Annotated in this window: 26 protein-coding genes; 14 read left to right on the top strand and 12 right to left on the bottom strand. The window is 71.7% G+C overall.

What is annotated here, in order from left to right:
* The first annotated feature begins 12 nt into the window (after positions 1–12).
* Positions 13–711, top strand: a complete 699-nt coding sequence (locus AB0J53_RS32610; RefSeq protein ID WP_308125762.1) for a helix-turn-helix domain-containing protein — start codon at positions 13–15, stop codon at positions 709–711.
* Here the strand turns inward: AB0J53_RS32610 and AB0J53_RS32605 are convergent.
* Positions 697–1,146 (bottom strand): hypothetical protein, encoded by a 450-nt coding sequence (locus tag AB0J53_RS32605; protein ID WP_364179490.1) that lies wholly within the window; start codon positions 1,144–1,146, stop codon positions 697–699. The two genes, AB0J53_RS32610 and AB0J53_RS32605, sit on opposite strands and share 15 nt — an antisense overlap.
* On the bottom strand, positions 1,143–1,811 hold the full coding sequence (locus AB0J53_RS32600) for a 2OG-Fe(II) oxygenase (RefSeq protein WP_364179488.1): 669 nt from the start codon (positions 1,809–1,811) through the stop codon (positions 1,143–1,145). Before AB0J53_RS32600 ends, AB0J53_RS32605 begins: the two co-directional genes overlap by 4 nt.
* Positions 1,812–1,908: 97 nt before the next feature.
* On the opposite strand from AB0J53_RS32600, the gene AB0J53_RS32595 reads away from it, so the two are divergent.
* Positions 1,909–2,727 carry a lysophospholipase gene (locus AB0J53_RS32595; RefSeq protein ID WP_364179486.1) on the top strand — a complete coding sequence of 273 codons (819 nt, stop codon included), beginning with the start codon at positions 1,909–1,911 and terminating at the stop codon, positions 2,725–2,727.
* Here the strand turns inward: AB0J53_RS32595 and AB0J53_RS32590 are convergent.
* Positions 2,713–3,042 carry a hypothetical protein gene (locus AB0J53_RS32590; RefSeq protein WP_364179484.1) on the bottom strand — a complete coding sequence of 110 codons (330 nt, stop codon included), beginning with the start codon at positions 3,040–3,042 and terminating at the stop codon, positions 2,713–2,715. The two genes, AB0J53_RS32595 and AB0J53_RS32590, sit on opposite strands and share 15 nt — an antisense overlap.
* Positions 3,043–3,363: 321 nt before the next feature.
* Here AB0J53_RS32590 and AB0J53_RS32585 point away from each other — a divergent pair, with 321 nt between their 5' ends.
* Both AB0J53_RS32585 and AB0J53_RS32580 read left to right on the top strand, forming a co-directional pair.
* Positions 3,364–4,080 carry a maleylpyruvate isomerase N-terminal domain-containing protein gene (locus AB0J53_RS32585; RefSeq protein ID WP_364179482.1) on the top strand — a complete coding sequence of 239 codons (717 nt, stop codon included), beginning with the start codon at positions 3,364–3,366 and terminating at the stop codon, positions 4,078–4,080.
* 116 nt (positions 4,081–4,196) lie between these two features.
* Positions 4,197–5,315: a DUF6461 domain-containing protein gene (locus AB0J53_RS32580; protein ID WP_364179480.1), complete on the top strand. Its 1,119-nt coding sequence runs from the start codon at positions 4,197–4,199 to the stop codon at positions 5,313–5,315.
* A gap of 161 nt (positions 5,316–5,476) precedes the next feature.
* On the opposite strand, the gene recQ is transcribed toward AB0J53_RS32580, so the two are convergent.
* Positions 5,477–7,324, bottom strand: a complete 1,848-nt coding sequence (gene recQ, locus AB0J53_RS32575; protein ID WP_364179478.1) for a DNA helicase RecQ — start codon at positions 7,322–7,324, stop codon at positions 5,477–5,479.
* A gap of 4 nt (positions 7,325–7,328) precedes the next feature.
* The gene (locus AB0J53_RS32570) at positions 7,329–8,498 is read right to left on the bottom strand and encodes an MFS transporter (RefSeq protein ID WP_364179537.1); all 1,170 of its coding nucleotides are present in this window, start codon (positions 8,496–8,498) and stop codon (positions 7,329–7,331) included.
* Between the two features lie 114 nt (positions 8,499–8,612).
* Here AB0J53_RS32570 and AB0J53_RS32565 point away from each other — a divergent pair, with 114 nt between their 5' ends.
* The 3 genes from AB0J53_RS32565 (at position 8,613) to AB0J53_RS32555 (ending at position 9,953) form a co-directional block, all read left to right on the top strand.
* Positions 8,613–9,347 carry an SDR family oxidoreductase gene (locus AB0J53_RS32565; protein WP_364179476.1) on the top strand — a complete coding sequence of 245 codons (735 nt, stop codon included), beginning with the start codon at positions 8,613–8,615 and terminating at the stop codon, positions 9,345–9,347.
* 28 nt (positions 9,348–9,375) lie between these two features.
* Positions 9,376–9,621: a type B 50S ribosomal protein L31 gene (locus tag AB0J53_RS32560; RefSeq protein WP_364179535.1), complete on the top strand. Its 246-nt coding sequence runs from the start codon at positions 9,376–9,378 to the stop codon at positions 9,619–9,621.
* Between the two features lie 74 nt (positions 9,622–9,695).
* A complete protein-coding gene (locus tag AB0J53_RS32555; RefSeq protein WP_364179474.1) occupies positions 9,696–9,953 on the top strand; it encodes a DUF3040 domain-containing protein in 258 nt (85 codons plus the stop codon).
* Here the strand turns inward: AB0J53_RS32555 and AB0J53_RS32550 are convergent.
* The 3 genes from AB0J53_RS32550 to AB0J53_RS32540 form a co-directional block, all read right to left on the bottom strand.
* On the bottom strand, positions 9,924–10,187 hold the full coding sequence (locus tag AB0J53_RS32550; protein ID WP_219505414.1) for a DUF6343 family protein: 264 nt from the start codon (positions 10,185–10,187) through the stop codon (positions 9,924–9,926). The two genes, AB0J53_RS32555 and AB0J53_RS32550, sit on opposite strands and share 30 nt — an antisense overlap.
* 13 nt (positions 10,188–10,200) lie before the next feature.
* Positions 10,201–10,905, bottom strand: a complete 705-nt coding sequence (locus AB0J53_RS32545) for a maleylpyruvate isomerase family mycothiol-dependent enzyme (RefSeq protein WP_364179472.1) — start codon at positions 10,903–10,905, stop codon at positions 10,201–10,203.
* 107 nt (positions 10,906–11,012) lie between these two features.
* Positions 11,013–11,747 carry a hypothetical protein gene (locus tag AB0J53_RS32540; protein WP_219505418.1) on the bottom strand — a complete coding sequence of 245 codons (735 nt, stop codon included), beginning with the start codon at positions 11,745–11,747 and terminating at the stop codon, positions 11,013–11,015.
* Positions 11,748–11,934: 187 nt separating this feature from the next.
* On the opposite strand from AB0J53_RS32540, the gene AB0J53_RS32535 reads away from it, so the two are divergent.
* Positions 11,935–12,807, top strand: a complete 873-nt coding sequence (locus tag AB0J53_RS32535) for a sugar kinase (RefSeq protein WP_219505420.1) — start codon at positions 11,935–11,937, stop codon at positions 12,805–12,807.
* A 15-nt stretch (positions 12,808–12,822) separates the two neighbouring features.
* Here the strand turns inward: AB0J53_RS32535 and AB0J53_RS32530 are convergent, their stop codons facing one another.
* Complete coding sequence (locus AB0J53_RS32530) at positions 12,823–16,092, bottom strand: discoidin domain-containing protein (protein ID WP_364179469.1); 3,270 nt, start codon at positions 16,090–16,092, stop codon at positions 12,823–12,825.
* Positions 16,093–16,320: 228 nt separating this feature from the next.
* Here AB0J53_RS32530 and AB0J53_RS32525 point away from each other — a divergent pair, with 228 nt between their 5' ends.
* The 6 genes from AB0J53_RS32525 (at position 16,321) to AB0J53_RS32500 (ending at position 22,576) form a co-directional block, all read left to right on the top strand.
* Entirely contained in the window at positions 16,321–17,310 is a 990-nt protein-coding gene (locus AB0J53_RS32525; protein ID WP_219505424.1) for a LacI family DNA-binding transcriptional regulator, read from the top strand.
* A 93-nt stretch (positions 17,311–17,403) separates the two neighbouring features.
* Positions 17,404–18,753 (top strand): extracellular solute-binding protein, encoded by a 1,350-nt coding sequence (locus AB0J53_RS32520; protein WP_364179467.1) that lies wholly within the window; start codon positions 17,404–17,406, stop codon positions 18,751–18,753.
* A 3-nt stretch (positions 18,754–18,756) separates the two neighbouring features.
* Positions 18,757–19,623, top strand: coding sequence for a sugar ABC transporter permease (locus tag AB0J53_RS32515; RefSeq protein ID WP_364179465.1), 867 nt, complete (start codon positions 18,757–18,759; stop codon positions 19,621–19,623).
* Positions 19,620–20,495, top strand: coding sequence for a carbohydrate ABC transporter permease (locus AB0J53_RS32510; protein WP_364179463.1), 876 nt, complete (start codon positions 19,620–19,622; stop codon positions 20,493–20,495). Before AB0J53_RS32515 ends, AB0J53_RS32510 begins: the two co-directional genes overlap by 4 nt.
* 2 nt (positions 20,496–20,497) lie before the next feature.
* On the top strand, positions 20,498–22,003 hold the full coding sequence (locus AB0J53_RS32505; RefSeq protein WP_364179461.1) for a glycoside hydrolase family 13 protein: 1,506 nt from the start codon (positions 20,498–20,500) through the stop codon (positions 22,001–22,003).
* Positions 22,004–22,045: 42 nt separating this feature from the next.
* A complete protein-coding gene (locus AB0J53_RS32500; protein ID WP_364179459.1) occupies positions 22,046–22,576 on the top strand; it encodes a carboxymuconolactone decarboxylase family protein in 531 nt (176 codons plus the stop codon).
* 6 nt (positions 22,577–22,582) lie between these two features.
* Here AB0J53_RS32500 and AB0J53_RS32495 read toward each other — a convergent pair whose 3' ends face one another.
* The 3 genes from AB0J53_RS32495 to AB0J53_RS32485 form a co-directional block, all read right to left on the bottom strand.
* A complete protein-coding gene (locus AB0J53_RS32495) occupies positions 22,583–23,815 on the bottom strand; it encodes a hypothetical protein (RefSeq protein ID WP_364179457.1) in 1,233 nt (410 codons plus the stop codon).
* Positions 23,816–23,887: 72 nt separating this feature from the next.
* Entirely contained in the window at positions 23,888–25,129 is a 1,242-nt protein-coding gene (locus AB0J53_RS32490) for a phospholipase D-like domain-containing protein (protein WP_364179455.1), read from the bottom strand.
* Positions 25,130–25,172: 43 nt separating this feature from the next.
* Positions 25,173–26,168, bottom strand: a complete 996-nt coding sequence (locus tag AB0J53_RS32485) for a LacI family DNA-binding transcriptional regulator (RefSeq protein WP_219505440.1) — start codon at positions 26,166–26,168, stop codon at positions 25,173–25,175.
* Between the last annotated feature and the right edge of the window lie 6 nt (positions 26,169–26,174).

The following is a 26,174-nucleotide window of genomic DNA, read 5'->3' as shown; positions in this document are numbered from 1 at the left end:
TAGGCTGCGCGAGTGGACAGCGCAGAACTGAAGGACCGCGTACGCGAGCTGCGAGCCGAGGGCCGCTCGCCCAAGGAGATCGCCCGCGCCCTGGGCGTGTCGCCGTCGGTCGTCGCGCCGCTGGTGCGCGAGATCGCGGCCGAGGGCGCCGGCTCCGGCGGCGAGGCCGAGCTCATCGGCTGCTGGACCAACGCCGGCTGGAGCGACGGCCTCGGCGTCGACCCGGCGCGCGGCTGGACCGACGACGAGCCCGGCACGGGCGGCGGCATGGTGTCGGTGCTGGTCGCCCGCCGCCACGGCTGGGACAAGATGACGGTCGGCGGCTTCCTCGCCGACGTCTACTGCCTGGGCATCAAGTACGTGGCCGGTCCCGACGTGCTCAGCGAGCGCGACCTGCGCCGCTTCCGCGACTACTTCTTCAGCGACTACAAGAGCTGGCAGGAGGTGCCGCTGGAGCTGGCGCAGACGCTGGTGTTCGGCTCGGAGCAGTACGCGCGCACGCTCGGCTTCGAGCCGCACGAGGACTTCGCGTCCGTGTCGCCGCTGCTCGGCACGTGGGAGGGGCCGTCGGCGATCACGTTCGGCCGTGACGGCAGGCCGTTCTACCAGCCGGGTCCCGTCGACGACCCGGGCAAGGTCGTCCGCGTGCTGCGGCGCACCCTGTCCGACGACGAGTTCGACTACGTGACCGACAAGTCACCCGCGCTCTGACTCCCGCTCCGGCCCGCGGATGATCAGGTTGCGGCCCAGCCGCCAGGTGCCGCCGCCCCGGCAGGCTCCGCGCATGCCCTCCAGCGTGCCTGGCGGCGCCAGCGCCACGGCCCCGGCCGTCGAGGCGAAGCCGAACGTGCGCGCCGGGTCCCAGCCGGTGCTCTGCCGCAGCCGGGCGGCCATCCGCGCCCAGCCGAGGGGCGGCCCGGCCACCACCCAGGCGTCCGGCGGCCCGGCGGCGAACCGCCTGGCCTGACGCAGCCACGACGCCGCCTCCTCCGGCCAGTCGACCACCGCGAGCACGGTGCCCGGCCAGGCCGCGAGGAAGGCGTCCACCGAGGCGCCCCGGCCGTGCCCCACGACGACCGTCTCCGCCCGGGCCTGCGCCAGCAGCCGCAGCACGGCGTCCAGCTCCGCCGCCGTCGGCGTGCTCACGCGGCGTCGTGGAAGACGAGGCCCAGCGTGTGCCGCAGCCCGGACCGTACGACGCTGACGCCGTGCCGCACCGGCGCGGCCGACCAGCCGCGCGAGGAGCGCACCGGCCGGTCGCGGGTGGTGAACACCAGCCCGCGACCCTGCGGCAGCAGCGTCGCCGTGCCGCGCGACTGGGCCCGGGGCCGCTGCTCGACCATCATGAACTCGCCGCCCGTGTAGTCCTCGCCAGGCCGGTCCAGGCCGATCACCACCTGGAGCGGGAACACCAGGTCCCCATACAGGTCGCGGTGCAGCGCGTTCCAGTCGCCTTCGCGGTAGCGCAGCAGGATGGGCGTCGGCCGGGTCTGCCCGGCCTCGTGGCACAGCTCCAGCCAGGCGCCCAGGTCGTCGGGCCAGGGCGCGGGGCGGCCCAGGCGCGCCGCCCAGTCGCGGGCGATCGGCAGCAGCCTCGGGTAGAGGGCTTCGCGCAGCTCGGCGACCGGGAGCGGGAACGGGTGCCGGAAATATCGGTACTGTCCGCGGCCGAACCGGTGACGTTCCATGTCCACCGTCGACCGGAACCGCCCGGCCTCGTCGTACAGTCCGGCGATCTCCGCGCACTGCGCGGGCGTGAGCAGCGGCTCCGTCAGCGTGAAGCCGTAGGCGTCGAGTTCGTCCAGGTTCATAACCAGATAAACACCGCCGCCGCCCGGGAAGTCGGCAGTTTTCGGACCTCTGAACACCTGCGTACGATCGGCGTACGGCCGAACGAGGAGTGTAGTCATGGCGGAATCCCGGGAGCACCAGTTCAACGGCACGCGCGGCGTCAACGTCGTCCGCGAGTGGCCGCACCCCGACCCCCGCTACGTCGCGCTCCTCGTCCACGGCTACGGCGAGCACATCGGCCGCTACGAGCACGTCGCCGACACCCTCGTCCGACACGGCGCCGCCGTCTACGGCCCCGACCACATGGGCCACGGCAGGTCCGCCGGCGAACGGGTGCTCATCGAGGACTTCGAAGACGTCGTCACCGACGTGCACACCGTGGAGCGGCAGGCCCGCGCCGAACACCCCGGCGTGCCCGTCGTGCTCATCGGCCACTCGATGGGCGGCCTCATCGCCGCCCGCTACGCCCAGCGCTACGGCGCCGGCCTGGCCGCGCTCGTCCTGTCGGGGCCGGTGATCGGCGTCTGGGAGGTCGTCGACACGCTCCTCCCGCTCGACGAACTCCCCGACACGCCGCTCGACCCGGCCACGCTCTCCCGCGACCCGGCCGTCGGCGCCGCCTACGCCGCCGACCCGCTCGTCTGGCACGGCCCGTTCAAACGCCCCACGCTCCGCGCCCTCGCGACCACCCTGGAGACGATCACCAAGACCGGCAGCCTCGGCCCGCTCCCCACCCTGTGGATCCACGGCGCCGACGACCAGCTCGTCCCCCTCGCCGGCAGCCGCACCGGCATCGACGCCGTCCGGGGCGACGACCTCACCGAGCGCATCTACCCGGAAGCCCGGCACGAGGTGTTCAACGAGACGAACCACGACGAAGTGCTCGCCGACGTCACCGCCTTCATCGACCGCACCCTGACTTCACCGGACGTCTAACCACACGTACCCGGAGCCCCGGGTCCTGGACAGCTCCACCTTCCAGCACCCGGGCTCCGGGAACACCCACCCCGTGCCCCACTCATGACCGGGCCGCCGCCAGCTCGACCCGCCGTGCTCCTCCAGCCACACCAGCCTGGCCCGCCGCCCATCCAGCGACGCCGCCGCCCGCAACGGGCCCTCCCCGGTCATCCGCCACACGATCTTCACCTCCGCCCCCGCCTCGAACGGCACCTCGGCGAACAGCAACCCCCACAACTCCGCCCCCCGCCCCGTGCCCTCCACCTCGGGAAACCCCGCCTCCGACGTGCTCATGACCGTCCCCCCACAGGTCCTGCGCGCATCCCCGGGAGACGCCACGGGAGAGGTGGCAGGCGTGGACACGGAAGAGGCCGCGGGCGTGGCCACGGGCGCGGATACCCCCGCCTCTTCGCCCCTGCCCGCCCCCGCGGACTCCGCCGCACACCCAGCCACCAGTACGACGAACACCGCACCCACCACCATCAGCCGCATACCACCCCTACAGCCCGAACCCCCGGCAGGTTCCCGGACAACCGCATCATCGACCGATGACTTTCACCCGCCCCCGGCGTCAACCCTTCCGAGTACGCGTTCCGTACAGGAGGAGGCGCAACCATGGCCCAACCGCAGACGCCCACGGTCCCGACGCCGTCCACCGCGGCCCTCCTGGACCGGGCCATCGCCTACACCACCGGCTCCCTGCACCTCGTCACCCCCGCCGCCCTCCACCGCTCCACCCCGTGCGCCGCCTGGACCCTGGCCGACCTGCTCGCCCACATGAACGACTCCTTCCAGACCCTGTACGAAGCCGCCACCCACGGCCACATCCCACCCCCGGCCCACGGCGCCCCCACCCCGGGAACCGTCGCACCCCGCCCCGCCGTCCCCCTCACACGCGAAGTCCCCACAGCCGGCCCGCACGGCATCCCGGCCCCGGTGCCTCCCCCCAGCGCCCTGGAATGCCCCTTCCCTCAGAACGCGAGGACGGAGGCCGGTGAGCTGCGCGGAGCGGCCTGCGCGACGCTCGGCGCGTGGTCCGGGGCGGTCAGAAGCGCCGTGGTCTCCGTCGGCGGGCTCCCGCTGGCGGCGGAGCTGGTCGCCGGCGTCGGCGCCGTCGAGGTCACCGTGCACGGCTGGGACGTCGCCCAGGCCTGCGGGCGCCCCCGGCCGATCCCGGCCACGCTGGCCATCGAACTGCTGGAACTGGCCGCCCTCTTCGTCACCCCCGCCGACCGCCCCACCCGCTTCGCCCCACCCCGCAACGTCCCCTCGAACGCCCCGGCCGAAGCCCGCCTCCTCGCCTGCCTCGGCCGCGACCCCGGCGCCTCCTGACAAGCCGCGTCCCGCTACCGGGAGCTGGAGTTCGACATGTGCACCGTCGACGGCACCAGCTGACAACCATTCGATGGGGGCGGCAACATGGCCGTCCCCATCGGCGATGGAGATACATGAACCAGGCGAAGAACCCCTACAGCGGCAGCCGTACCCGCCTTCCCGATCAGGCCGCGATCACGTGGGTGCACGGCGTGGGCTTCGACGAGCTCGTCAAGACGTTGGGCGGTGATCCCGCGGCGGTGACGCCCGCCTCATGGGACGACGTAGAGGCGGAGGCGGTCGAGCACTACGGCGAATCGCAGGGCGGGGTGCTTCTCGCCGCCCGGCATGGAGACTGGACGATCCTCGTCGAGCCGCTCCACGGTGCCGCGTCCGAGCGCATCGAACGGCTGTCGGTGCAGGGCCAGGCGCTCACCCTGCGCTGGACGGCCAATCTCGCCACCACCGTCGGCTATGCCGCCCATGGCGCCCTGGTCGCCCTCTTCGACCCGATGAGCCCCGAGGCGGTGACCCCCGAATCCGGCCGGGATTGGCTACACCGCCTGCCCGTTACACCTGCACAGTGGCGTAAGGATTGGTACGCCGCCGCGTTGACCCTCGGTGAGACGTTGTCCGGTGTGCGACTCGACGAGGCGTGGTGGGCCCAGCGGCATTTGAAGATCGCTCTGCACCCCGATCCGCCCTCCACCGGACTCCCGCCGCTGAGGCCGCCGGCCGAACACCGCCGCATCATCGAAGCCGACCACCGGCTCGCCGAGATCGTCAACGAGCCCACTCCGGAGCGACTCCACGACATCATCCGGCTCGCCGTCGAACAACTGCTGCCGGCTCCGCCATCGGAGGGTCCGTTCGCGGAGGCGTGGGAGCTGATCGTCACCCGGCGGCGGGGCGATCGAGCGACGGCCGTCCAGCGCAGGCTGCGCTCCTACAGAGAGGAGCTCACCCCGCCCCCGCAGGCGCTCACGCCGCCGGCTCGATCCCCGTACCTCACCCAGGGGGACGACCGCCGCCAGAGTGTGGAAGCCCTTTGGGAGGGCCTGATGGAGAAAGCACTCATCGCCGTGGTTCTGGAGGAGGCGCTGGAGCCTGACCTGGCGCAGGCCGCTGTGCGGACCACCGCCGCGGTCTGGAACGCCGGGCTCGCCGACCAGGACGGAAGCTTCGACGCCCGGCACGTCCTGCATCTGCTGGCTGTCCACATCGGCCTGGGAGAAGATCCTTACGAGGAGTGATCTGCTCTGGCGGAGCCCGCCAGGACCGACCGTTCGACTTTCGAGCATGATCGGGGCAGCGAGTTGCGGGGGGTTGACCCGACGGACTTGCGGAACGACCTCGCCGGGCTTTGCGGCCCGGCCCGCGGTGTGACGGGCCGCGGGTCCGGCGTGCCGGCGTGTCAGGGGAGGAGGGTGCCCTGGGCGTCGTCGGTGGGGTCGGTGCCGAGGGTTTCCAGAACCTGTTGCCCGTATTTGGCCAGTTTGTTCTCGCCGACTCCCGTGACCGTGCCGAGCTGGGACAGGGAGGTCGGGCAGAGGGTGGCGATCTCGCGCAGGGTGGCGTCGTGGAAGATGACGTACGCCGGGACGCCCTGCTCCTTGGCCGTGGCGGCGCGCCAGGCGCGCAGGAGCTCGAAGCGGGCGGCGGCGTCGGGGTCGAGGTCGGCGGCGGGGCGGGCGGAGCCGCCGGACGAGGAGGAGCGGGCCGGGCGCGGCGGGCGTTTGGCGTCGCGGCGCAGCGGGACCTCGCGCTGCCCGCGCAGGACGTCGGCGCTGGCGTCGGTGAGGACGAGGGTGCCGTGGGCGGGCTCGACGGCGAGCAGGCCGTGGGCGAGGAGCTGGCGGACGACGCCGTGCCACTCGGCGTTGCCCAGCTCGGAGCCGACGCCGAAGACGGTGAGCGAGTCGTGGCCGTGTTGCAGCACCTTGGCGGTGGTCTTGCCGAGGAGGATGTCGACGATCTGGCCGACGCCGAACTTCTGGCCGCGCTCGCGCTTGAGGCGCAGGACGGTGGAGAGCACCTTCTGGGCGGCGACCGTGCCGTCCCAGGACTCGGGCGGGGCCTGGCAGGTGTCGCAGTTGCCGCACGGGGGGCTGCCGGGCTGGCCGAAGTAGTCGAGCAGCATCGCGCGGCGGCAGCTCACGGTCTCGCAGAGGGCGAGCATGGCGTCGAGGTGGAGCGCCTGGCGGCGGCGGTGCTGCTCGTCGCCCTCCAGGGCGAGGCGCCGGTGCTGGACGACGTCCTGCAGCCCGTAGGCCATCCAGGCGGTCGCGGGCAGGCCGTCGCGGCCGGCCCGGCCGGTCTCCTGGTAGTAGCCCTCGACGGACTTGGGCAGGTCGAGGTGGGCGACGAAGCGCACGTCGGGCTTGTCGATGCCCATGCCGAACGCGATGGTCGCGACCACGACGAGGCCGTCCTCGCGCAGGAAGCGGGCCTGGTGGGCGGCGCGGGTGCGGGCGTCGAGCCCGGCGTGGTAGGGGACGGCGGCGATGCCGTGCTCCACCAGGAACGCGGCGATCTTCTCCACGGAGGAGCGGGACAGGCAGTAGACGATGCCGGCGTCGCCGGGGTGCTCCTCGCGCAGGAAGTCGAGGAGCTGCCGCTTGGGCTCGCTCTTGGCGGTGATCCGGTAGTGGATGTTGGGGCGGTCGAAGCCGGCCACGAAGTGGCGGGCCTGCTGCAGGCCGAGCCGTTCGGCGATCTCGGCGTGGGTGGCGGGCGTGGCGGTCGCGGTGAGCGCGATGCGCGGCACGTCCGGCCAGAGCGCGGGCAGCTCCGACAGTGCGAGGTAGTCGGGCCGGAAGTCGTGGCCCCACTGGGAGACGCAGTGTGCCTCGTCGATGGCGAACAGCGAGATCCGCCCCTTGGACAGCAGCCGCACCGTGGACTCGACCCGCAGCCGCTCGGGCGCGAGATAGAGGAGGTCGAGCTCGCCGGCCAGGAACTCCGCCTCGACGAGCTGTCTCTCGTCGTGGTCCTGGGTCGAGTTGAGGAACCCCGCCCGCACGCCGAGCGCTCTCAGCGCGTCGACCTGGTCCTGCATGAGCGCGATCAGCGGCGAGACGACCAGGCCGGTGCCGGGCCGCACCAGCGCGGGGATCTGGTAGCACAGCGACTTGCCGCCGCCGGTCGGCATGAGCACGAGCGCGTCGCCGCCGCCCACCACCTGATCGATGATCTCCTGCTGGCCCGCCCGGAACGAGTCGTAGCCGAACACGCGGTGCAGAACCTCGATGGGGGTATCCATGCGGCTACCTTACGTGTTCGGGGTCGGTCGCAGGCCCAGTTCGCCCACGGCGATCGTAGGCCATCAGGGCGAGCGCCCCGAGCACGCAGCAGGCCGCGACGGCCGCCATCACGGTGGGGTAGCCGGCGACCTGGGCCACCCCGGCGGCGAGCAGCGGGGCGAGCGCCTTGGCCACGGTGATGGGCAGCGCCAGGGCCCCGCTGATGCTCCCGTACGAGTCCGTGCCGTAGCGGTCGGCCAGCAGGGCGGGCCGGGCGATGGTGCCGACGCCGAACCCCAGCCCGAACAGGACGACCGCGGCCACCGCCCCCGCCGGGTCGCGCCCGATCGCGGGCAGCAGCAGCGCGGCCGCCCCCTGGAGGGCGAACATCGCCGCCGTGATCAGCGACACGCGCCAGCGCGCCTGGAGCCCGGTGGTCACGATCCGCCCGGTCACCGACAGCACCCCGAGCAGCCCGGCCGCCGTCGCGGCGAACAGCGGCGAGTGCCCCAGCGTGATCAGGTACGTGACCAGCAGCACGCCCATGACGGCCACCGCCCCGGTCTGCGTCAGGAACGCCGCCGCCAGCAGCCAGAACGCCCGGTCGCGCAGCGCCGCCCCCACGGGCCGGCCGGGCGCCCGGGCCCGTGGACGGCTTCGTACGGCGAGCGCGTGCAGCGGGACGGCGGCCAGCCCGTACCCGGCGGCCAGCACGACCAGGGCCTGCCGCCAGCCGTAGCGGTCGACGAGGAACCCGGTCAGCGGCAGGAAGACGCTGGAGGCGAACCCGGCGACCACCGTGACGGCCAGCAGTGCCCGCGCCCGCCGGGCGGCGTCGAACCAGGCCACGAGCACCGCGAACGCGGCCTCGTACAGGACCATCGCGGAGGCGACGCCGAGCGCCGCGCACGCGAGGTAGAGCTGCGCGACGGTGCGGACCTGCGACCAGGCCAGCACGGCGGCGGCGCCCAGCGCCGAGCCGGCCGTCATGATGCCGCGCCCGCCGTAGCGGTCCAGGCCGCGCCCGACGGCGGGCGCGACGAGCGCCGACACGAGCACCGAGACCGTGATCGCCCCGGTGAGCTCCGCCACCCCGGCGCCCAGTTCGCGGGACATCGGCGTGATAAAAACCGAAAAAGCGTAATAAAGGACGCCGTATCCGGCGGTTTGCGTGATCGCCAGCGCCCCCACCATCCGCGCCGCCCGCATGGTCACGCCCGGAGCCCTTCCCGCTTCCCCGGCCCGGCATACGGCCTCCAGTCCCGGCATACAGTGATAATCCTCACGCGCCGGGCATGAGCCCCCGTTATGAATCACAGCTATGTCGTCACCGGAGCCGGACGTGGAATCGGCAGGGCTGTCGTGGAGCGGCTCGGCCCCGCCACCGTGGTGGCCGTGGAACGCGATCCCGCCGCCCTCGGCTGGGCGGGCCCCGGCGTCATCCCGGTGATCGGTGACGCGGCCGACGAGGCCGTCCTCGTGCGTGCCGCCGGGCTCGCCGAGGAGGCCGGCACGCTGACCGGATGGGTGAACAACGCGGCGGTCTTCCGCGACGCCGCGCTCCACACGTCCCCGGCCGGCGAGATCCGCGCGCTGATCGCCGCCAACCTGGACCTGGCGGTCACGGGCTGCGCCGTCGCCGTGCGCCGTTTCCTGGCCGCCGGGACCGGGGGCGCGATCGTCAACGTCACCTCCCACCAGGCCCGCCGCCCGGTCCCCGGCAGCCTCCCGTACGCGACGGCCAAGGCCGCCGTCGAGGGTCTGACCAGGGCGGTCGCGGTCGAGTACGGCAGGCACGGCATCCGGGCGAACGCGGTGGCGCCCGGTTCGGTGGCGACCGAGCGGTACGAGCGGCTGCTGGCCGAGCGGCCGGGAACGGAGGAGGAGATGGCGGTGTTGCACCCGCTGGGCCGGGTCGCCACCCCGGCCGAGGTGGCCGACGCGGTGGCGTACCTGCTGTCGGCCTCCTTCGTCACCGGCGTCACGCTGCCCGTGGACGGCGGCCGGACGGTGCTCGGGCTCGACCCGGAAGCACGGGAATGAAAACCATTGCCGCATGGTTGCACGGGCCATGAAGAAGAACCTGCACCCCGAATACCGCCCCGTCGTCTTCCGCGACCCCAGCGCCGGGTTCGCCTTCCTCACCCGCTCCACGGTGACCAGCCGCGAGCGCGTCGAGTGGGAGGACGGCCGCACCTACCCGGTCGTCGACGTCGACGTGTCGTCCGCGAGCCACCCCTTCTACACCGGACGCGGCCGCATCGTCGACAGCGCGGGCCGGGTCGAGCGCTTCCGCCAGCGCTACGGGAAGGCGTGACCCGTCGTCAAGCATGCCCCGGTCAACGGCGGGTAAATGCTTCTCACCGGCGTGAGAACGATGGTGAGCGCACGATGGGTCTGTCTGGAAGGGAGCGCCGCATCCTCGCGGACATCGAGCTGGCTCTGGAGAGGGACGATCCGGAGCTGGCCAGGCGGGTGGCGGCGATCAACAGGATCGAGTCCGGCGGCGACGCGATGACGCGCGCCGCCGATCCGCCCGCGCTGCGGGTCACCCGGGCGCGCGGCAGGCCGGTGGTGCGCCGCTGGATGGTCGTCCTGGCCGTGACGCTGATGGTGTTCCTACTGGCGGTGGCGGTCGCGACCGCCTGACCGCGCCCGCCGGTGCCTGAGCACCAGCAGGTCGAGGGCGGCGATGAGCGCCACGGCGGCCGCGATCGCCGCCTCCCACGCCCACACCGCCTCTCCGGTGCTCATGGCCCGCACGACGAAGAACACGGCCGCCGCCGCGCCCAGCACCAGCGCGACCACCGACAGCACCCGGCGCGCGCCCAGCGGGCTGCGCGCGGTCACCGGCTCGGTGCCTTCACGGTTCCGCAGCCACATGACGGCTCTCCTCTCAGGCCAGGCAGCGCAGCGCCGAGACGAGCCGCTGGTCGAGCGGGTGCGTCTCGGGCAGCCGCCCCACAGTGGCCGCGACGAACTCCGGATAGGACAGGCTGGCGCTCGCCCCGCCGGCGTGCGCCCAGATCTGCTCGGCCGTCGGCTCGACCTGCACGTCCGCGCCCCGCTCGGCCAGCGCGAAGCGGCCGACGGCGGCCCGCCAGAGCGTCCGGCCCTCCGCCTCCTCGTCGGAGACGGGCGCGCCGACGTCGTCGGCGTGGGTGGCGTACTCGGAGTCGTAGTGGAAGGTCTGCTTGCCCACCGGGTACGGCCCGGCCATGGTCTCCAGCGTCGCGTACGGGCCGAGCTCGCGCATGCGGGCCCGGGTGTCGCCGTTCTTGGTACGCCACTCCTCCAGCACCTCGGCGACCGGCACGCCGCGCCGCTCCCGCACGCACCACTCGTTGAACTCGTCATAGCCGGAGATGCCCTGCGACTCCATCAGCTCGCGCAGCTCGGGCAGGGTGCCGTCGAGGCACGCCTGGTTGTAGAGCTCCTCGCCGGCCAGGTGGCCGAGCACGTCGCGGACCGTCCACCCGGCCGCCCGTGAGGGACGCCGCCAGCCTTCCTCGTCCAGCCCCGAGAAGAACCGGTCCAGCCGGGCCGCCTCGGTGTCGAAGATGTCGAACGGGTCGAAGTCGCGGAGCAGATCTTCAGCCATACCTGCGTCGCTACCCCCAGGACCGCACCTCTCACCGGGGCCGCCGAACGGCGAAGGCCCGGCCCCCCACGTGGGGGACCGGGCCGTCAGTCGTCAGTCGTCAGGGCTTAGCGGTGCCAGCCCCAGGAGGAGACGCGCACGTAGTCGTGACGGCTCTCGGCGCCGTCACGCTTCCAGTCGCCCTTGTAGACGGCCTTGAACGTGCCGCTCTTGTAGGCCTTGGTGCTCGCGTGGAAGTCGCCGCGCCAGTTGGTGCGGTCGGAGTCGACCCACTTCCAGCCGCTGTGGCCGTTGGCGCGGTAGTAGATGTGCACCTTCTGGTTGCGCAGGGGCTCCCAGCCACGGTCGTCGGCCTGGAGGCGGCCGGAGAAGTGGATGGTGCGGCCCTTGCGGACCTTGTACGGGTCGGCGGAGAACCGGGTGATCCGGGTGTCGGCCTTGCCCGCGCGGATGTCCACGTAGAAGCGGATCGTGTCGGTGGCGACCTTGTCACCGTCGTCGTCGAAGGCGACCGCGGTGGCCTTCCACTTGCCCTCGACGTCGTTCTTGTTGAAGGGCACCGAGAAGAGCCACTTCTCCAGCTCGCGCACGTCGCGGGCGACGAGGGTGCGGGCCGCGCGGCCGTCGGGCTCGACGCTGAGCTCGACGCGCTCGACGTCGGAGCTGGCGCCGACCTTGAACTTGGCGGTGGTCTCGCCGTCGCCCCGCACGACCACCGGGTTGGGCGAGATGTCGAGGATCTCGACCTCGGACGCCTTGGCGGTCGCGCTCGCGGCGCCACCGGACACCAACATGGTGCCGCCCACCAGGGCGGAGATGATTCCTACAGCGATTTTCTGCATGAGGGTGCTGATTCCTCTCCCCGTATCGCTGGAGCCGGTCCGGGATGACCAGCTCCGTCTACTCCTTTGAGTCACAGTAGGAGGAAAAGGTTCGCAAAAGTTACGAGAAAAATATGATCACGGTGTTTACCTGGGGCCTTGATAGAAAATCCGTTTTGGGACAGATGACCGACTACAGTCGGTCTTCATGATTGACGTCTACACCCTCGGCGAGGCGCTGGGGGTCGTGTCCAGTGGCCGGGTCCGGCACGAGAGCGAAGCCAGGCTGGACGTCTGCGGGCCGGAGTTCACGCTGGCCGTGGGCCTGGCGCGGCTCGGTCACCGGTGCGCGTTCGCCGGCAAGGTGGGCGCCGACGAGCTGGGCGCGCGGGTGCTGACCGCGCTGCGCGGCGAGGGCGTCGACGTGGCCGACGTGCGCGTCACGGAGGGCGCCGCCACCGGGCTGCTGCTGCGCGAGACCCGGGTGGGCCGCGCGCCCCACGTGAGCCACTACCGCACGGGCTCCGCCGGATCGCGGCTGACCCCGGGCAACGTGCCCATCGACCGCGTCGGCGCGGCCAAGATGCTGCACGTCTCCGGCGTCACCGCCGCGCTCGGCAGGGACGCGCTGGAGGCGGTACGCGCCGCCGTGGCCGCCGCGAAACGCGCCGAAGTGGTCGTCTCCTTCGCCGTCGAGTACCGGCCCGAGCTGTGGCCGTCGGTGCGCGAGGCCGAGGACGTGCTGAGCGAGCTCGCCTGCGACGCGCACCTGCTCTTCGTCCACCAGGACGAGCTGGACCTGGTCAAGCCCGCGCTCACGCCCGAGCGCGAGGTCGTCGTCGACCGGGGCGCGAAGGGCGCGAGCGTGCGGGCCGACCGGATGCGCTACGACGCGCCCGGCCCGCAGGTGCCGATCGTCGACACCTCGGGCGCGGCCGACGCGTTCGTGGCCGGGTACGTCAGCGCCGCCCTGGACGGGCTGACCCCGCCCGAACGGCTGCACCGCGGGACGCTGCTGAGCGCCGCCGCGGTGTCCAGCGCGAGCGACTGGCAGGGCCTGCCGCACCGGGGCGAACTCTGACCGCCCGGGCTCCGGTTACTGGATGTTCAGGGTGAACGTCGAGGTGGTGTTCCTGACGTCCTGATGGTTGCCGCCGAAGCGCAGCCCCCGGAACGTCGCCGAGCCGACCGCCGGACCCTGCCCCGGCTCGGGCATCTCGTTCACCCAGATGCCGAACCCGGACTTGGCGTCGAAGGCGTCACCGCTCTTGCGCGCCCCGGTGATGGAGACGTTCTCGAACACGGTGTCCGTGACCGGGTTCAGCGGCTGGTTGCCCGCGTACCCGGTCTGGAACATGATCCCCGAGTACGTCGGGTCCACGATCTCCAGGTTGCTGACCCGGATGCCCTGGAACACCTTCGAGGCCGAGAACAGCCACATCGCCGGGAACGTCTGCTGCCCCCAGAAGTGCCCGCCGGCCCGGACCAGCGAGATGTTCTCGAACCGCGTGGGCGGGCTGGCCCCGAAGCCGTGCATCGGGATGCCGAAGTCGAGCGAGCTGATCGTGACGCCCGAGTAGACGAGCGTGTCGGCCACGTAGATGTTGCGGAACACGTTGTCGTAGCCGCCGTAGACCGCGACCCCGGCCGCCCGCCAGGTGAGCAGCGACGTCAGGTTCTCGTACACGTTGCCGTGCTGCTGGCCGCTGTTGTTGTCGATGGCCGAGAACAGCGCGAAGCTGTCGTCGCCCGTGGAGCGGGTCTCGATGTTCGTCACGTGGTTGCCGGTGCTGCCGTTGGTCATGTTGAGCCCGTCGGCGAACACGTTGCGGATGCGCGAGTTCTTCAGCGTCATGTCGTCGGTGTTGGAGCCCCAGTACATGCAGATCTGGTGCTCGACCCACAGGTTGTCGATCGTCATGCGGGCGACGTTGGCGAGGTCGAACACCTTGCCGGGGCCGTCGATGCGGCTGGTGTAGTTGCCGAAGTAGGCGAATCCGGCGAACGTGGAGCCGTTGGCGGTGGCGTCGGCGCGGAAGCCGATGTCGGTGTTCTCCTGCCCGGCGGGGGCGTGGAAGCGGGTGTACCAGGGCCCGGCGCCGACGACCTTGACGGGCTTGCCGTACACCTGGAACTTGCCGGAGGTCCGGTAGTCGCCCGGGGGCAGGTAGACGCCCTCCAGGCCGGGCTCCTGGCGGGCGCGGTCGAGCGCGTTCTGCACGTCCTGGTGCCCGAGGCCGGCGGGCACGGCGTAGCGCGCCGGGTCGGGGTTGGCGGCGGGGGAGACGTGCTCCAGGTCGACGAAGTCGATCGTGTAGGTGGAGGTGTTGGCCGCGTCCTTCTGCAGCCTGATCTTGCTGCCGGCCTCGACGGTGGTGCCGAGCATCAGGTTGGCCTCGTCGTAGATGTGCCGGGGCGGCCCGGAGCCGGGGGAGTTGTTCGGGCTCGCCTCCGGCCCGTACAGCCAGGCGTAGCGCGAGGTCAGCGGGATGGCCTTGAGGAACGTGCCGTCGACGTAGACGTTCAGCGTGGAGTCGATGCCGCCGCCGCCCGGCGCGTCGGGGATGGAGAACCGGGTCACGAGCGTGTTGGTGCGGGCCCGGGCGGTGAACTCGACGTAGGACCCGGTGCTGCCGAGCGTGACCGCGCGGCGGCCGGACGCCTCGCCGGCCAGGTGGCCGACCTCCCTGCTGGGGCCCAGCCGGGTGGCGCCGCCGCCGACGGCCGCGTCCTCGGCCTCGTAGGTGTCGTACGGCATGCTCGCGCCGCGGCCGACGGCGAGCTGGTGGGTGCTGGTGTTGTTGGCGCGCTTGACCGGGAGCTCGGCGGCGTCGGCCGCGAGCACCACCTTGACCGTGTGGCGGCCGTCGGCGGCGGTCCAGGCGCCGAGGCTGACCGGGGCGGTGGTGGCGCCGGGCGCGATCACGCCGGAGGCGGAGCCGGTCAGCGTGCGGACGACGGCGCCGGAGGCGTCGGCGACGGTGAGCGTGATGCCGTGCGAGCCGCCGCTGGACGCGATCGTGCCCTGGTTCCTGATCGCGACGGAGAACGTCACGGTGTCGCCCTGCGCGGGGTTGCCCGGGGTCCATGCGACGGGGGCGGCGACCAGGTCGGCGGTGTCGACCGGTTTGACGGTCAGGTTCGCGGTGGCGGTGTTGTTGGTCTCGTCCCGCTCGATGATCTCGCCGCCGGGGTCGACCTCGGCGGTGACGGCGTACGTCCCGGCGTCGCGGGCGCCGATCGCGGCGGTCACGGTGGCGGTGGCGCCGGGGGCCAGCGGGCCGACGTCCGCGCTGCCGGCCTCGGCGTCTCCCAGGGAGAACGTGACGGACGTGGCGGCGGACGGGGCCGTGCCCGCGTTCCTGACCTGGGCGGACAGGGTGATCGTGTCGGTCTCGACCGGTGCGGAGGGGGAGGCCGCAGGCGCGGTGACGGTCAGGTCGGGGTTGGCCGAGGCGGTGCCGAACACCTGGAACTCGGCGACCTGCCCGCCCGGCGCGCCGGAGTTGGCGGTGAAGCGGAGCTGCACGTCGGCGGCCTTGCCGGTGACCGGGATCGTCACCGTGTTGCCGGTGGCCGGGCTGAAGCCGTAGGTGGCCTGGGCGGCCAGGCTGGTGAAGGAGGTGGCGTTCTGGCCGCGGCCGAGCACCTGGATGGCCTGGGTGCGCGGGCCCCACGCGCCGTCGGGGTTCAGCTTGACCGCGACCGAGGTGAGGTCGTGGTCGGCGCCGAGCTTGACGGTCAGCGTGCTGGGGTGGCCGGCGCCCTCGTAGTAGGTGGTCAGGTCGCCGTCGTTGGCGTTGGCCGGCACGTACGTGTGCGTGTGGGCGGAGCCGGTGACCGGCTTGCCCGCCGCCAGGTTCGCGCCCGGGTCGGGGCCGGGTCCGCCGCCGGCGCCCCACACCTCGAACTCGGCGAGCTGCCCGGCGGGCCAGCCGGTGTTGGCGCTGAACTGCAGCCGCACGTAGCGGGTGCTCGCGCTGACCGGGACGGTGGCGGTGGGGGCGAAGGCGTAGGCGGCCTGGGCCTTGATCGTGGTGAAGGCGGACCCGTCGGCGCTGCCCTGGACGGTCAGCGTCTGGGTGCGGCTCGGCCAGCCGGAGGGCAGCTTGAGCGTGAGGCTGTTGACGGTGGCGGTGGCGCCCAGGTCGACCTGGACCCATTGGGGGAAGGCGTTGTTGGCGGACTCCCAGTAGGTGGCCTGGTTGCCGTCGGTGACGTGCGCCGCCGCGTACGTCTGGGTGTGGCTGCTGGCGGTGGCCGGGCGGCCGGCCGCGAGGTTGACGTCGGCCGCCGCATGGGCGGGGGAGGCGGGTGCGGCGAGGATTCCGATGACCAGGGCGAGGGCGGCTAACAGTGCTCTCATGGGGGGTGGCCCTTCGAAGAAGTCGGTTGGCCGAACCATAGGTTGTTCAGCAGATGTCAGCAATATTCCGACGAGATTTCGCAAACAATTGACTGACTGATGCCGGACGGTCGACGGCCAAGGCGCTGGTCAAGCCGCGAAAGGGCCCTGGAGGCAAGGCGTGAGCGCCCCGCAAGGCCGAGCGTAAGCGGTTGCAAGGACTTGCGTTGATAGCCGTATAGTTTGCGCATGACGCGACGACTGGCAGAGGTGGCCAAGAAGGTCGGGGTGAGCGAGGCGACCGTGAGCCGCGTGCTCAACGGCAAGCCGGGGGTGTCCGACGCCACGCGCGAGGCCGTGCTGACGGCGCTCGACGTGCTCGGCTACGAGCGCCCCACCCAGCTGCGCGGCGACCGGGCCCGCCTGGTCGGCCTCGTCCTCCCCGAGCTGCAGAACCCGATCTTCCCCGCCTTCGCCGAGGTGGTCGGCGGCGCGCTGGCCCAGCAGGGGTTCACCTCCGTGCTGTGCACCAGGACCGTCGGCGGGGTGTCCGAGGCCGACTACGTGGATCTGCTGCTCCAGCAGCAGGTCAGCGGCGTGGTGTTCGCCGGCGGGCTCTACGCCCAGGCCGACGCCTCGCACGGCCACTACGAGCTGCTGCACGAGCGCAAGCTGCCCACGGTGCTGGTCAACGCCGCCGTGGAGCGGCTGGACTTCCCGCAGGTGTCGTGCGACGACGTGGTGGCCGCCGAGATGGCGCTGGGCCACGTGCGGGCGCTCGGCCACGAGCGGATCGGCCTGGTGCTGGGCCCCAAGGACCACGTGCCGTCGCGGCGCAAGCTGGAGACGTTCCAGGCGGAGGGCGGCGACCCGGAGCTGGTCGAGCACACGATGTTCTCGCTGGAAGGCGGGCACGCGGCCGCCGCGAGGCTGGTCAGGCGCGGTGTGACGGCGGTGATCTGCGCCAGCGACCTGCTCGCGCTCGGCACCGTGCGGGCCGCCAGGCGGGCCGGGCTGAGCGTGCCGGGTGACGTGTCGGTGGTCGGCTTCGACGACTCGGCGCTGATGAACTGCACCGAGCCGCCGCTCACCACGGTGCGCCAGCCGATCGACGCGATGGGCCGGGCCGTGGTCGACCTGCTGGTGGCCCAGATCGACAAGGCTGTCGTCCCGGCCGACGAGCTGCTGTTCGAGCCGGAGCTGGTGGTCCGGGCGTCGACCGCGCGTCCCAGGGCGTAACATAGTCGTTATCTTGCAATAGCCCGTCGAAATCTTGCGGACTTTCGTTGGCGATCCTATGGTGTGGGCACCTCGCATCAGAAGGGTCAGCCCATGAAGAGATCCACGGGACTCTTAGTTGCAACCGCGCTCGGCCTCGCCGCCACCGCCTGTGGTTCCGGCGAGCCGGCCGAGCCCGCGGCCGGCGGAGCGGCCAAGGTGACGATCACCGTGGCCTGCCAGCCGGCCAAGTCCGCCCCCAAGGAGCGCCAGGCCTGGGACGACGACGTGGCCGCCTTCATGAAGGCGCACCCGAACGTGACCGTCAAGAGCACCGACCAGCAGCCGTGCTTCGACCCCAAGACGTTCGGCCCCAAGCTTGCCGGCGGCCAGATGGAGACCGTCTTCGTCGTCCCCGTGACCAACTACGACGACGTGATCGCCCAGGGCCAGGCCAAGGACGTCACCCAGCTCACCGGCGAGATCAAGAACTGGAACGACCTCCGCCAGGACGTGCGCGACCTGGTGACCAAGGACGGCAAGGTCTACGGCGTCCCCAACGTCCACTACGGCGTCGGCCTCGTCTACAACCGCAAGCTCTTCACCGAGGCCGGGCTCGACCCCGACACGCCGCCGGCGACCTGGGCGGAGATCCGCGAGGCCGCCAAGAAGATCGCCGCGCTCGGCCCCGGCCACGTCGGCTACGGCGAGTACTCCGGCGGCAACACCGGCGGCTGGCACTTCACCCAGGCCATCTACGGCCGCGGCGGCAGCATCCTCACCGAGGACGGCAAGAAGGCCGCCTTCAACTCGCCCGAGGGCAAGGCCGTGCTCCAGACGCTGCACGACATGCGCTGGATCGACAACAGCATGGGCAGCAAGCTCCTGGTCGGCTGGGAGTCGCTCATGGTGGCGATGGGCAGCGGCAAGGTCGGCATGATGCTCGGCGCCCCCGACGTGGTCACCGACGTGGTCGGCAAGTTCAAGGGCAACGTCGCCGACTACGGCATCACCGGCTTCCCCGAGGCCAAGGCGTCGCTGAGCGGCGGCGAAGCCTTCATGATCAACCCGAAGGCCACGCCCGAGGAGGCGAAGGCGGGCATGCAGTGGCTCGACTTCCGCTTCAACACCCCCGGCAAGGGCCGCTTCGACTACGCCCGCGGCAAGGCCAACGGCAACCCGGTCGGCGTCCCCGACAACGCCGTCTACGGCGACTCGCCCACCGGGCAGGCCATCCAGGCCGACCGGGTGAAGAACGCCTCCCTGCCGGTCGAGAACTACGACCCGTACGTCAAGGCCTCCGCCACGATCCCGCCCAAGGCCGAGCCGGTCCACGCCCAGGAGATCTACGCGATCCTCGACGTGGCCATGTCAGGCGTGCTGTCCGACAAGGACGCCGACATCGACCGGCTGCTCGCCGACGCCGAGACCAAGGTGAACGCCGTGCTGGCGGCCAAGGGCTGACGCATGGGTGTTCTCAGGCGCAATCTGACGGCCTACGGGTTCCTGTGCGCGGCGCTGTTCTGCTTCGCGGTGTTCGCCTGGTATCCGATGATCAGAGAGTTCATCCTGAGCTTCCAGGAGACGAACCTGATCGATCCGCCCACCTGGGTCGGGCTGGACAACTTCGAGTACGCCGTGAAGTACCCGGGCTTCACCGAAGCCTGGATCGCCACCCTGCAGTTCACGTTCCTCGCGCTGGTGTGCGGCTTCGTCGTCCCGTTCGTCGTCGCGCTCGTGCTCAACGAGCTGCGCCACGCCCGGGCCTATCTCAGGTTCGTGGTCTACCTGCCGGTCATGCTGCCGCCGATCGTCGCGGTGCTGCTGTTCAGGTGGTTCTTCGACCCGGGGCCCGGGCTGTTCAACCAGATCCTCGGACTCGTCAACCTGCCCGGCCTGGCCTGGCTGGACTCCCCGCACACCGCGCTGATCTCCCTGGTCATCGTCTCGACCTGGATGAACATGGGCAGCGCGACCCTGATCTACCTGGCGGCGCTGCAGAACATCCCGCCGGAGCTGTACGAGGCGGCCGAGCTGGACGGCGCCGGCATCTTCAAGCGGATCCGGCACGTCACGATCCCGCAGACGAAGCTGATCCTGCTGCTCATGCTGATGCTGCAGATCGTGGCCACCATGCAGGTGTTCATCGAGCCGTACATGCTCACCGGCGGCGGACCCGCGGGATCCACCGTCACCGTCGCCTACATGATGTTCCAGTTCGCCTTCACGAACCAGAACTACGGCGTGGCGGGCGCGCTCGGCATGATGCTCATGATCGTGTTGCTGGTCTTCGCCGCGTTCCAGCTCCGGCTCACCCGGGAGGACAAGGCATGACCATCCATTCCGGCCAGTTCCGTACGATCATCTCCCCGCTCCAGCTCAACAGCCCGTGGGGACGGCGCATCTACTGGACCGTGCTCGTCACGGTCGTGGTCACCTTCACGCTCGCCTTCGTCTTCCCGCTCTACTGGATGATCACCGGGGCGATGAAGACGGGCGAGGAGATCGCCCAGATGCCGCCCACGCTCTTCCCCGCCGACCCCACGCTCGACGCCTACGCCGAGGCGTGGAGCCTGTTCGACCTCGGCACGCTGCTCGGCAACACCGCCTACTACTCGCTGGGCGGCTGGATCTTCTGCATGCTCGTGGACGTGTCGGCCGCCTACGCGCTGTCGAAGCTGCGGCCGATGTTCGGCACCGTGATCCTCGGCGCCATGCTGGCCACGCTGATGATCCCGGCCATGGTCGTGCTGATCCCGCTCTACGTCACGGTCGTGGACCTGGGGCTGCTCAACAACCCGTGGGGCCTGTGGTTCCCGGCGGCGGCCAACGGGTTCAACGTCTTCCTGCTCAAGCGCTTCTTCGACTCGATCCCGAAGGAACTCGTCGAGGCGGCGCAGATCGACGGCGCCGGCCCGGTGCGGGTGCTGTGGTCGGTCATCCTGCCGATCTCCAGGCCGATCCTCGGCGTCGTGTCGATCTTCACGATCGTCACCTCGTTCAAGGACTTCACCTGGCCGCTGCTGGTCATGACCGACAGCGACAAGATGACGCTCAGCGTGGGCCTGTCGCAGACCGCCGGCATGGTCAGCCAGAACGCCATCATGGGCGGCCTGGTCGTGGCGAGCATTCCGACGATCATCGTCTTCTTCATCTTCCAACGTCACATCATGGCGGGTCTCACCGCCGGATCTATCAAGGGATGAGCATGTCGCACACGTGGTGGCGGGGGGCCGCGATCTACCAGGTCTACCTGCGCAGTTTCGCCGACGGCAACGGCGACGGCGTCGGCGACCTGGCCGGGCTCCGATCCCGCCTGCCCTACCTCAAGGACCTGGGCGTCGACGCCGTCTGGCTGAACCCGTGGTACCCGTCGCCGATGGCCGACGGCGGCTACGACGTGGCCGACTACCGCGGCATCGAGCCGGTGTTCGGCACGCTGGGCGAGGCCGAGCGGTTCATCGCCGAGGCGCACGAGCTGGACATCAAGGTCATCATCGACGTCGTGCCCAACCACAGCTCCACGGAGAGCGACTGGTTCAAGGAGGCGCTGGCGAACCCGGCGGCCCGCGACCGGTTCTGGTTCCGCGACGAGCCCAACGACTGGCAGTCGATCTTCGGCGGCCCCGCCTGGACCCAGGTCCCCGACGGCCAGTGGTACCTGCACCTGTTCGCCCCCGAGCAGCCCGACTTCAACTGGGACAACCCGGAGGTGCACCGCGAGTTCGAGGACGTGTTGCGCTTCTGGCTGGACCGGGGCGTCGACGGCGTCCGCATCGACTCGGCCGCGCTCCTCGTCAAGTCCGACACCGCGTACGAGGACCTCGACCCCGTGCACGACGTCTACCGGCGCTGGCGGCAGGTGGCCGAGGAGTACGACGACCGCGTGCTGATCGGGGAGCTGTGGCTGGCCGACCAGGAGCGGTTCGCCCGCTACCTGCGGCCCGACGAGCTGCACACGGCGTTCAACTTCGACTTCCTGGCGTGCCCGTGGGACCCGGACGAGCTGCGCCGGGTCATCGACCTCACGCTCACCACGCACGCCCCCGTCGGCGCGCCGCCGACGTGGGTGCTGTCCAACCACGACGTCACCCGCCCGGTGACCAGGTACGGCCGGTCCGACACGTCGTTCGCGCACGGCGGCGCGCTGCACGGCGTCCCGTCGGACCCCGAGCTGGGCTACCGCCGCGCCAGGGCGGCCGCGCTGCTGGCGATGGCGCTGCCCGGCGGGCTGTACGTCTACCAGGGGGAGGAGCTGGGCCTGCCCGAGGTCGAGGACCTGCCGGACGAGCTGCGCCAGGATCCCATGTACGCCCGCTCCGGCGGCACGAACCCGGGCCGCGACGGCTGCCGCGTGCCGCTGCCCTGGTCCGGCGACGAGCCGCCGTTCGGCTTCGGCGGCTCGCGCCCGTGGCTGCCGCAGCCGGAGAGCTGGCGCAAGCTCACCGCCGAGTCGCAGCTCGCCGACCTGGACTCGATGCTGAACCTGTACCGCCACGGGCTGCGGTTGCGCCGGGAGCACCTCGGCGACGGCACGCTGACCTGGCTCCCGGCGGCGGACCGGGTGCTGGCCTTCACCCGCGACACCGGCGTCACCTGCGTCACCAACCTCGGGACCGAGACGGTGCCGCTCCCCGACGGCGTCGTCCTGCTGGCCAGCGGGGGCCTGGAGGACGGCGCGCTGCCCCCGGACACCACGGCCTGGGTGCGCTGACCAGAGGGCCGGGCCGATCGGGGGCGGGCTAGCATCGGTGCGGTGACGCGCCTTCGCCCGATGCCGCCCGCCGGGCTCGACCCCGACGCCCGCGCCCTCTACGACCGCATCGTCGCCGGCCCGCGCGGCCTGTCGATGGTCGGCGACGGGGGCGCGCTCGCCGGGCCGTTCAACGCCATGCTGCTCAGCCCGGCCCTGGGCGATCCGCTCCAGGAGCTGGGCGCGGCCGTCCGCTACCGCTCGGCGCTGCCGGGCCGGTGCCGGGAGCTCGCGATCCTGGTGGTGGCCGCGCACTGGGACAGCGCCTTCGAGCGGCGGGTGCACGAGGAGCTGGCCGCCGGGCTCGGCTTCACCGCCGCCGAGCTCGCCGCGATCCGCGCGGGCGAGCCCCTGGACCTGGCCGACCCGCAGGAGGCGGCCGTCCTGCGGGTCACCCGCGCGCTCGCCGCCAGGGGCGACGTGGACGACGACGAGTACGCCCTGCTGCCGGAGCCGATGCTGTTCGAGCTGACGACGCTGACCGGCTACTACGCCACCCTGGCGCTCCAGCTCCGCGTCTTCCGCGCAGGCTAGGGCCGGCTAGTACCGTGCGGTGCGGCGGCGCAGGAGCAGCCCGCCGACGCCGGCCGCCAGCACCAGGGCCGACCCGGTCAGCACGAACAGCCGCCCGTCCGGCCCCGCCGTGCCGCCCGCGCCCGTCGCCACGCCGTCCTTGGGCGTCCTGGACTCGTCCGCCGAGGGCTCGTCGGCGGGGTCGTCGTCCGTGGGCGTCGTGGTGGGCGTCGGGGTGGGCGTGGTGGTCGTCGGGGTCGGGGTCGGGGTGGAGGTCGAGCCGCCCGCGCCGATGGTCAGCGTGTACGTCTTCAGCAGGTCGGAGTTGTCCGGCTCGCACTCGATGAGCGGGCTCGTCGGCTGCAGGCCGAAGTTGATGGAGGCCGGCTTGACGGTCGCGGTGCCCGCCTGCTGCGAGGTCGTCTTCATGTCCACCGACGCGGGCAGCGGGATCGGCTGGCCGACGGTGACGCCGCTCAGCTCGCCCACGCCCGTCGCCGAGGTGAGCCCGGTCAGGCCGGAGATCGACGCGTAGGCGTACATCTTGAGCCCGGTCGTGGGCAGGCCGTTGGGGGCCTCCAGCTCGGCGCCGCTCTCGTAGACGCCCTTCCAGCCGATCGTGAACTGCTGGCCGGGCGCCGGGTTCGTCGTCGGCAGGGTGAGCGTGACCTTGACGTCGACCTCCTGCTCGGCGCCCGAGGTGGGCTTGCAGGTGTAGAGGACGATGTCGCCGCCGGTGGTGTCGCCGCCGCCGGGGCCGACGGTGACGGTCACCCCCTGGGTGCTGCTGGTCGTGCAGGAGGTGACGTCGTTGGGGGCGCTCGCCAGCGACAGCTTGAGGCTGCCGGTCTCCGTCGACGGCTTGACCGTCACCTCGGTCGTGGAGGTCACCGTGACCTGGCTGGTCACGGTGCTCGCGGCGGCGGACGTGGCTCCGGCGGCCACGCTCGCGCCCGTCGCGACCAGGTCCGCGTGGGTGCCGCCGTTGACGACGAGCTTGCCGTTCACCTGGACCTGCGTGGCGGCCGTCGCGGCGGTGCGGAGCGTCAGCGCGGGGATCGCCCACTCCGCGTCGAACGTCCCGGTCGCCGAGTCGGGCACGACGACCGGCACGCTCAGCGAGGCGTTGCTGAACGGCCCGCCCGAGCAGGTGTAGGACACGGTCAGGGTCTTGTCCGCGGCCAGCGCGGGCGGGGCCAGGCCCGCCAGCGCCGCGGTCAGGACGAGCAGCACGCCTAAGGCGGAACGCGAGGACGGCACCGTCCATCCCCCTCATCGGAGCGGTTTGTCGTAGCCGACCCACAATCGCAGTATTTGGTCACAACGGTGTCTCTAGGCGCGGCACGTATCACGGATCTTGTAGAACCACGACAGGTACGGCGTGTGCACGTCCCGGCCGGAGATCCGCAGCAGGCTGTCGTCGGCGTTCTCCAGCGTGGTGAAGTTGGCGCTGCCCGTGTAGACGCGCGGCGTGATGTCGTCGTCGTAGAAGCCGTCGATCATCATCAGCTTGGCGTGCGGCACCACCGAACGGCCGCCCACGGTGAAGCGGCAGGGCGTGAGCTGGATGCGCCTGCCGTTGACGGTCTTGGCCAGCTCCTCGCGGATCGCCGTGGTGACCGCGCTGCCGTCGTTGTAGACGACGTCCACCCAGCAGTTCTCGCCGCGCAGCCGCAGCAGCTCCCTGGCGATCTCCACCCGCGACCAGTTGAACGCGGTGAGCACCAGGCGGACGTCCGTCTGCCGGGTGACGCCGTCGGTGTCGCGGTAGGAGCACTCGACGAGCTTGAGCACGTTCGCGATGTGGTCGCCGGTCGCCGAGTCGCGCGGCAGGAAGTGACCCCGGTGCTTGGTCCCGGTCGGCGTCGTCCAGAAGTAGTCCGGGTTCACCGGCCGGTGCCGGCCCGCCCGCAGGTCGTCGAAGTAGCGCACGTACGCGTCGTGCACGACCGCGTCCTGGAAGGTGTAGGCGTCGTTGTAGGAGTTGTACAGATACCAGTCCGACAGGTTCGACGACGTCTGGAACACCACGTCGGCGCGCGTGACCCCGCCCACCTGGAGCTCGGAGAACGTGGCGAACTTGCTGTGCAGGTAGTTGCGCGCGATGCAGCCCCGGTCCACCGCCGCCGGGTCCGGGTACTCGCACTGCACGACGAACGAGGCGGCGCCCTCCGCGCTCCCGAGGGCCGCGCCGAGCCGCGCCAGGACGGAGTCGTTCTTGCCGTCGTCGGTGCTGTCGAGGATCACCTTGACCCGTACGCCCCGGGCGTGCGCGTCGATCAGCGCGTCGGCCACCTCGCTCGACCGCTGGCCCTCGCCGAACTCGAACATGACGAACCGGATGTCGCTGCCGGGCCGCGCCGCCCGGATCAGCCTGATGAGCTGGTCCATCACCGCCGACTGGGCGGCGCTGGGGGTTCCGGGGACGCCCGAGCCGGCCACCGGGTCGTTGAACACCGGCCCGCCGATCACGGGCGGACCCGTGACGTCGGCCGAGGCGGGGGAGGGGAGCGACAGGGTGAGGGGCAGGGCCAGGCACAGCGCCGCCAGGACGGCGGCCCGTTTCGACATCATGGACGGACGATCCGCCGACGTAGATCGGCTGTCAAGAAGCCTGTCAGGCCGACTCGCGCACCACCAGCTCGGTCGGCAGGATGACCGGATCGCCCGGCCCGCCCTCGAACAGGTCGAGCAGCAGCCGCACCATCGCCGCCGTCTGCTCGGCGATCGGGTGGCGGATCGTGGTCAGCGGCGGCTCGGTGTACTTGGCCGCCTCGATGTCGTCGAAGCCCACCACGGCCACGTCGTCCGGCACCCGGCGCCCCGCCTGCCGCAGCGACTGCAGCGCGCCCACCGCCATCAGGTCGTTGGCCACGAACACCGCGTCCAGCCCGGGATCGTCGCCCAGGAGCTGGCGCATCGCCACCGCGCCCGATTCGCGGGTGAAGTCGCCCACCGCCACGATCGAGCGCCGGTCGGAGTCGCGCAGCACGTTGCGGTAGCCGGTGAGCCGGTCCTGGCCGCCGATCATGTCCTGCGGCCCGGCGATCGTGGCGATCCGCCGCCGCCCCGACTCCACCAGGTGCCGGACCGCCGCCTCGGCCCCGCCCACGTTGTCGTTGTCCACGTACGGGATGTCGACGGGCACGGCCGGGCGGCCGTAGGAGACGACCGGCACGCGCAGGCGGGCGATCGCCGGCGGGAGCGGGTCGGCGCCGTGCATCGAGATGAGCATCGCGCCGTCGACGTGCCCTCCCGCGATGTAGCGCTCCACCCTGGCGTGGCTCTTGGCGGAGGAGGCCAGCATCAGCACGACCTGCTTGTTGACCGCCTCCAGCTCCACGCTGGCCATCCGGATCACCGTCGAGAACAGCGGGTCCTCGGAGAACACCCTGGTCGGCGGCTCGGAGACGACCAGGGCGATCGAGTCGGTGCGCTGGGTGACCAGACTGCGCGCCGCCGAGTTGGGCACGTAGCCCAGCTCGTCGATGGCCTGCTGCACCGCGTCGCGGATGTGCGGGGCCACCGTCGTCTGCCCGTTGACCACGCGCGACGCCGTGGCCCGGGAGACTCCGGCGCGGGCGGCGACCGCCTCCAGAGTGGGACGTCTCATGACTTC

This window comes from Nonomuraea sp. NPDC049725, assembly GCF_040674795.1.
Lineage (GTDB): Bacteria > Actinomycetota > Actinomycetes > Streptosporangiales > Streptosporangiaceae > Nonomuraea > Nonomuraea ceibae.
This window is presented reverse-complemented; position numbering and strand designations above follow the sequence as displayed.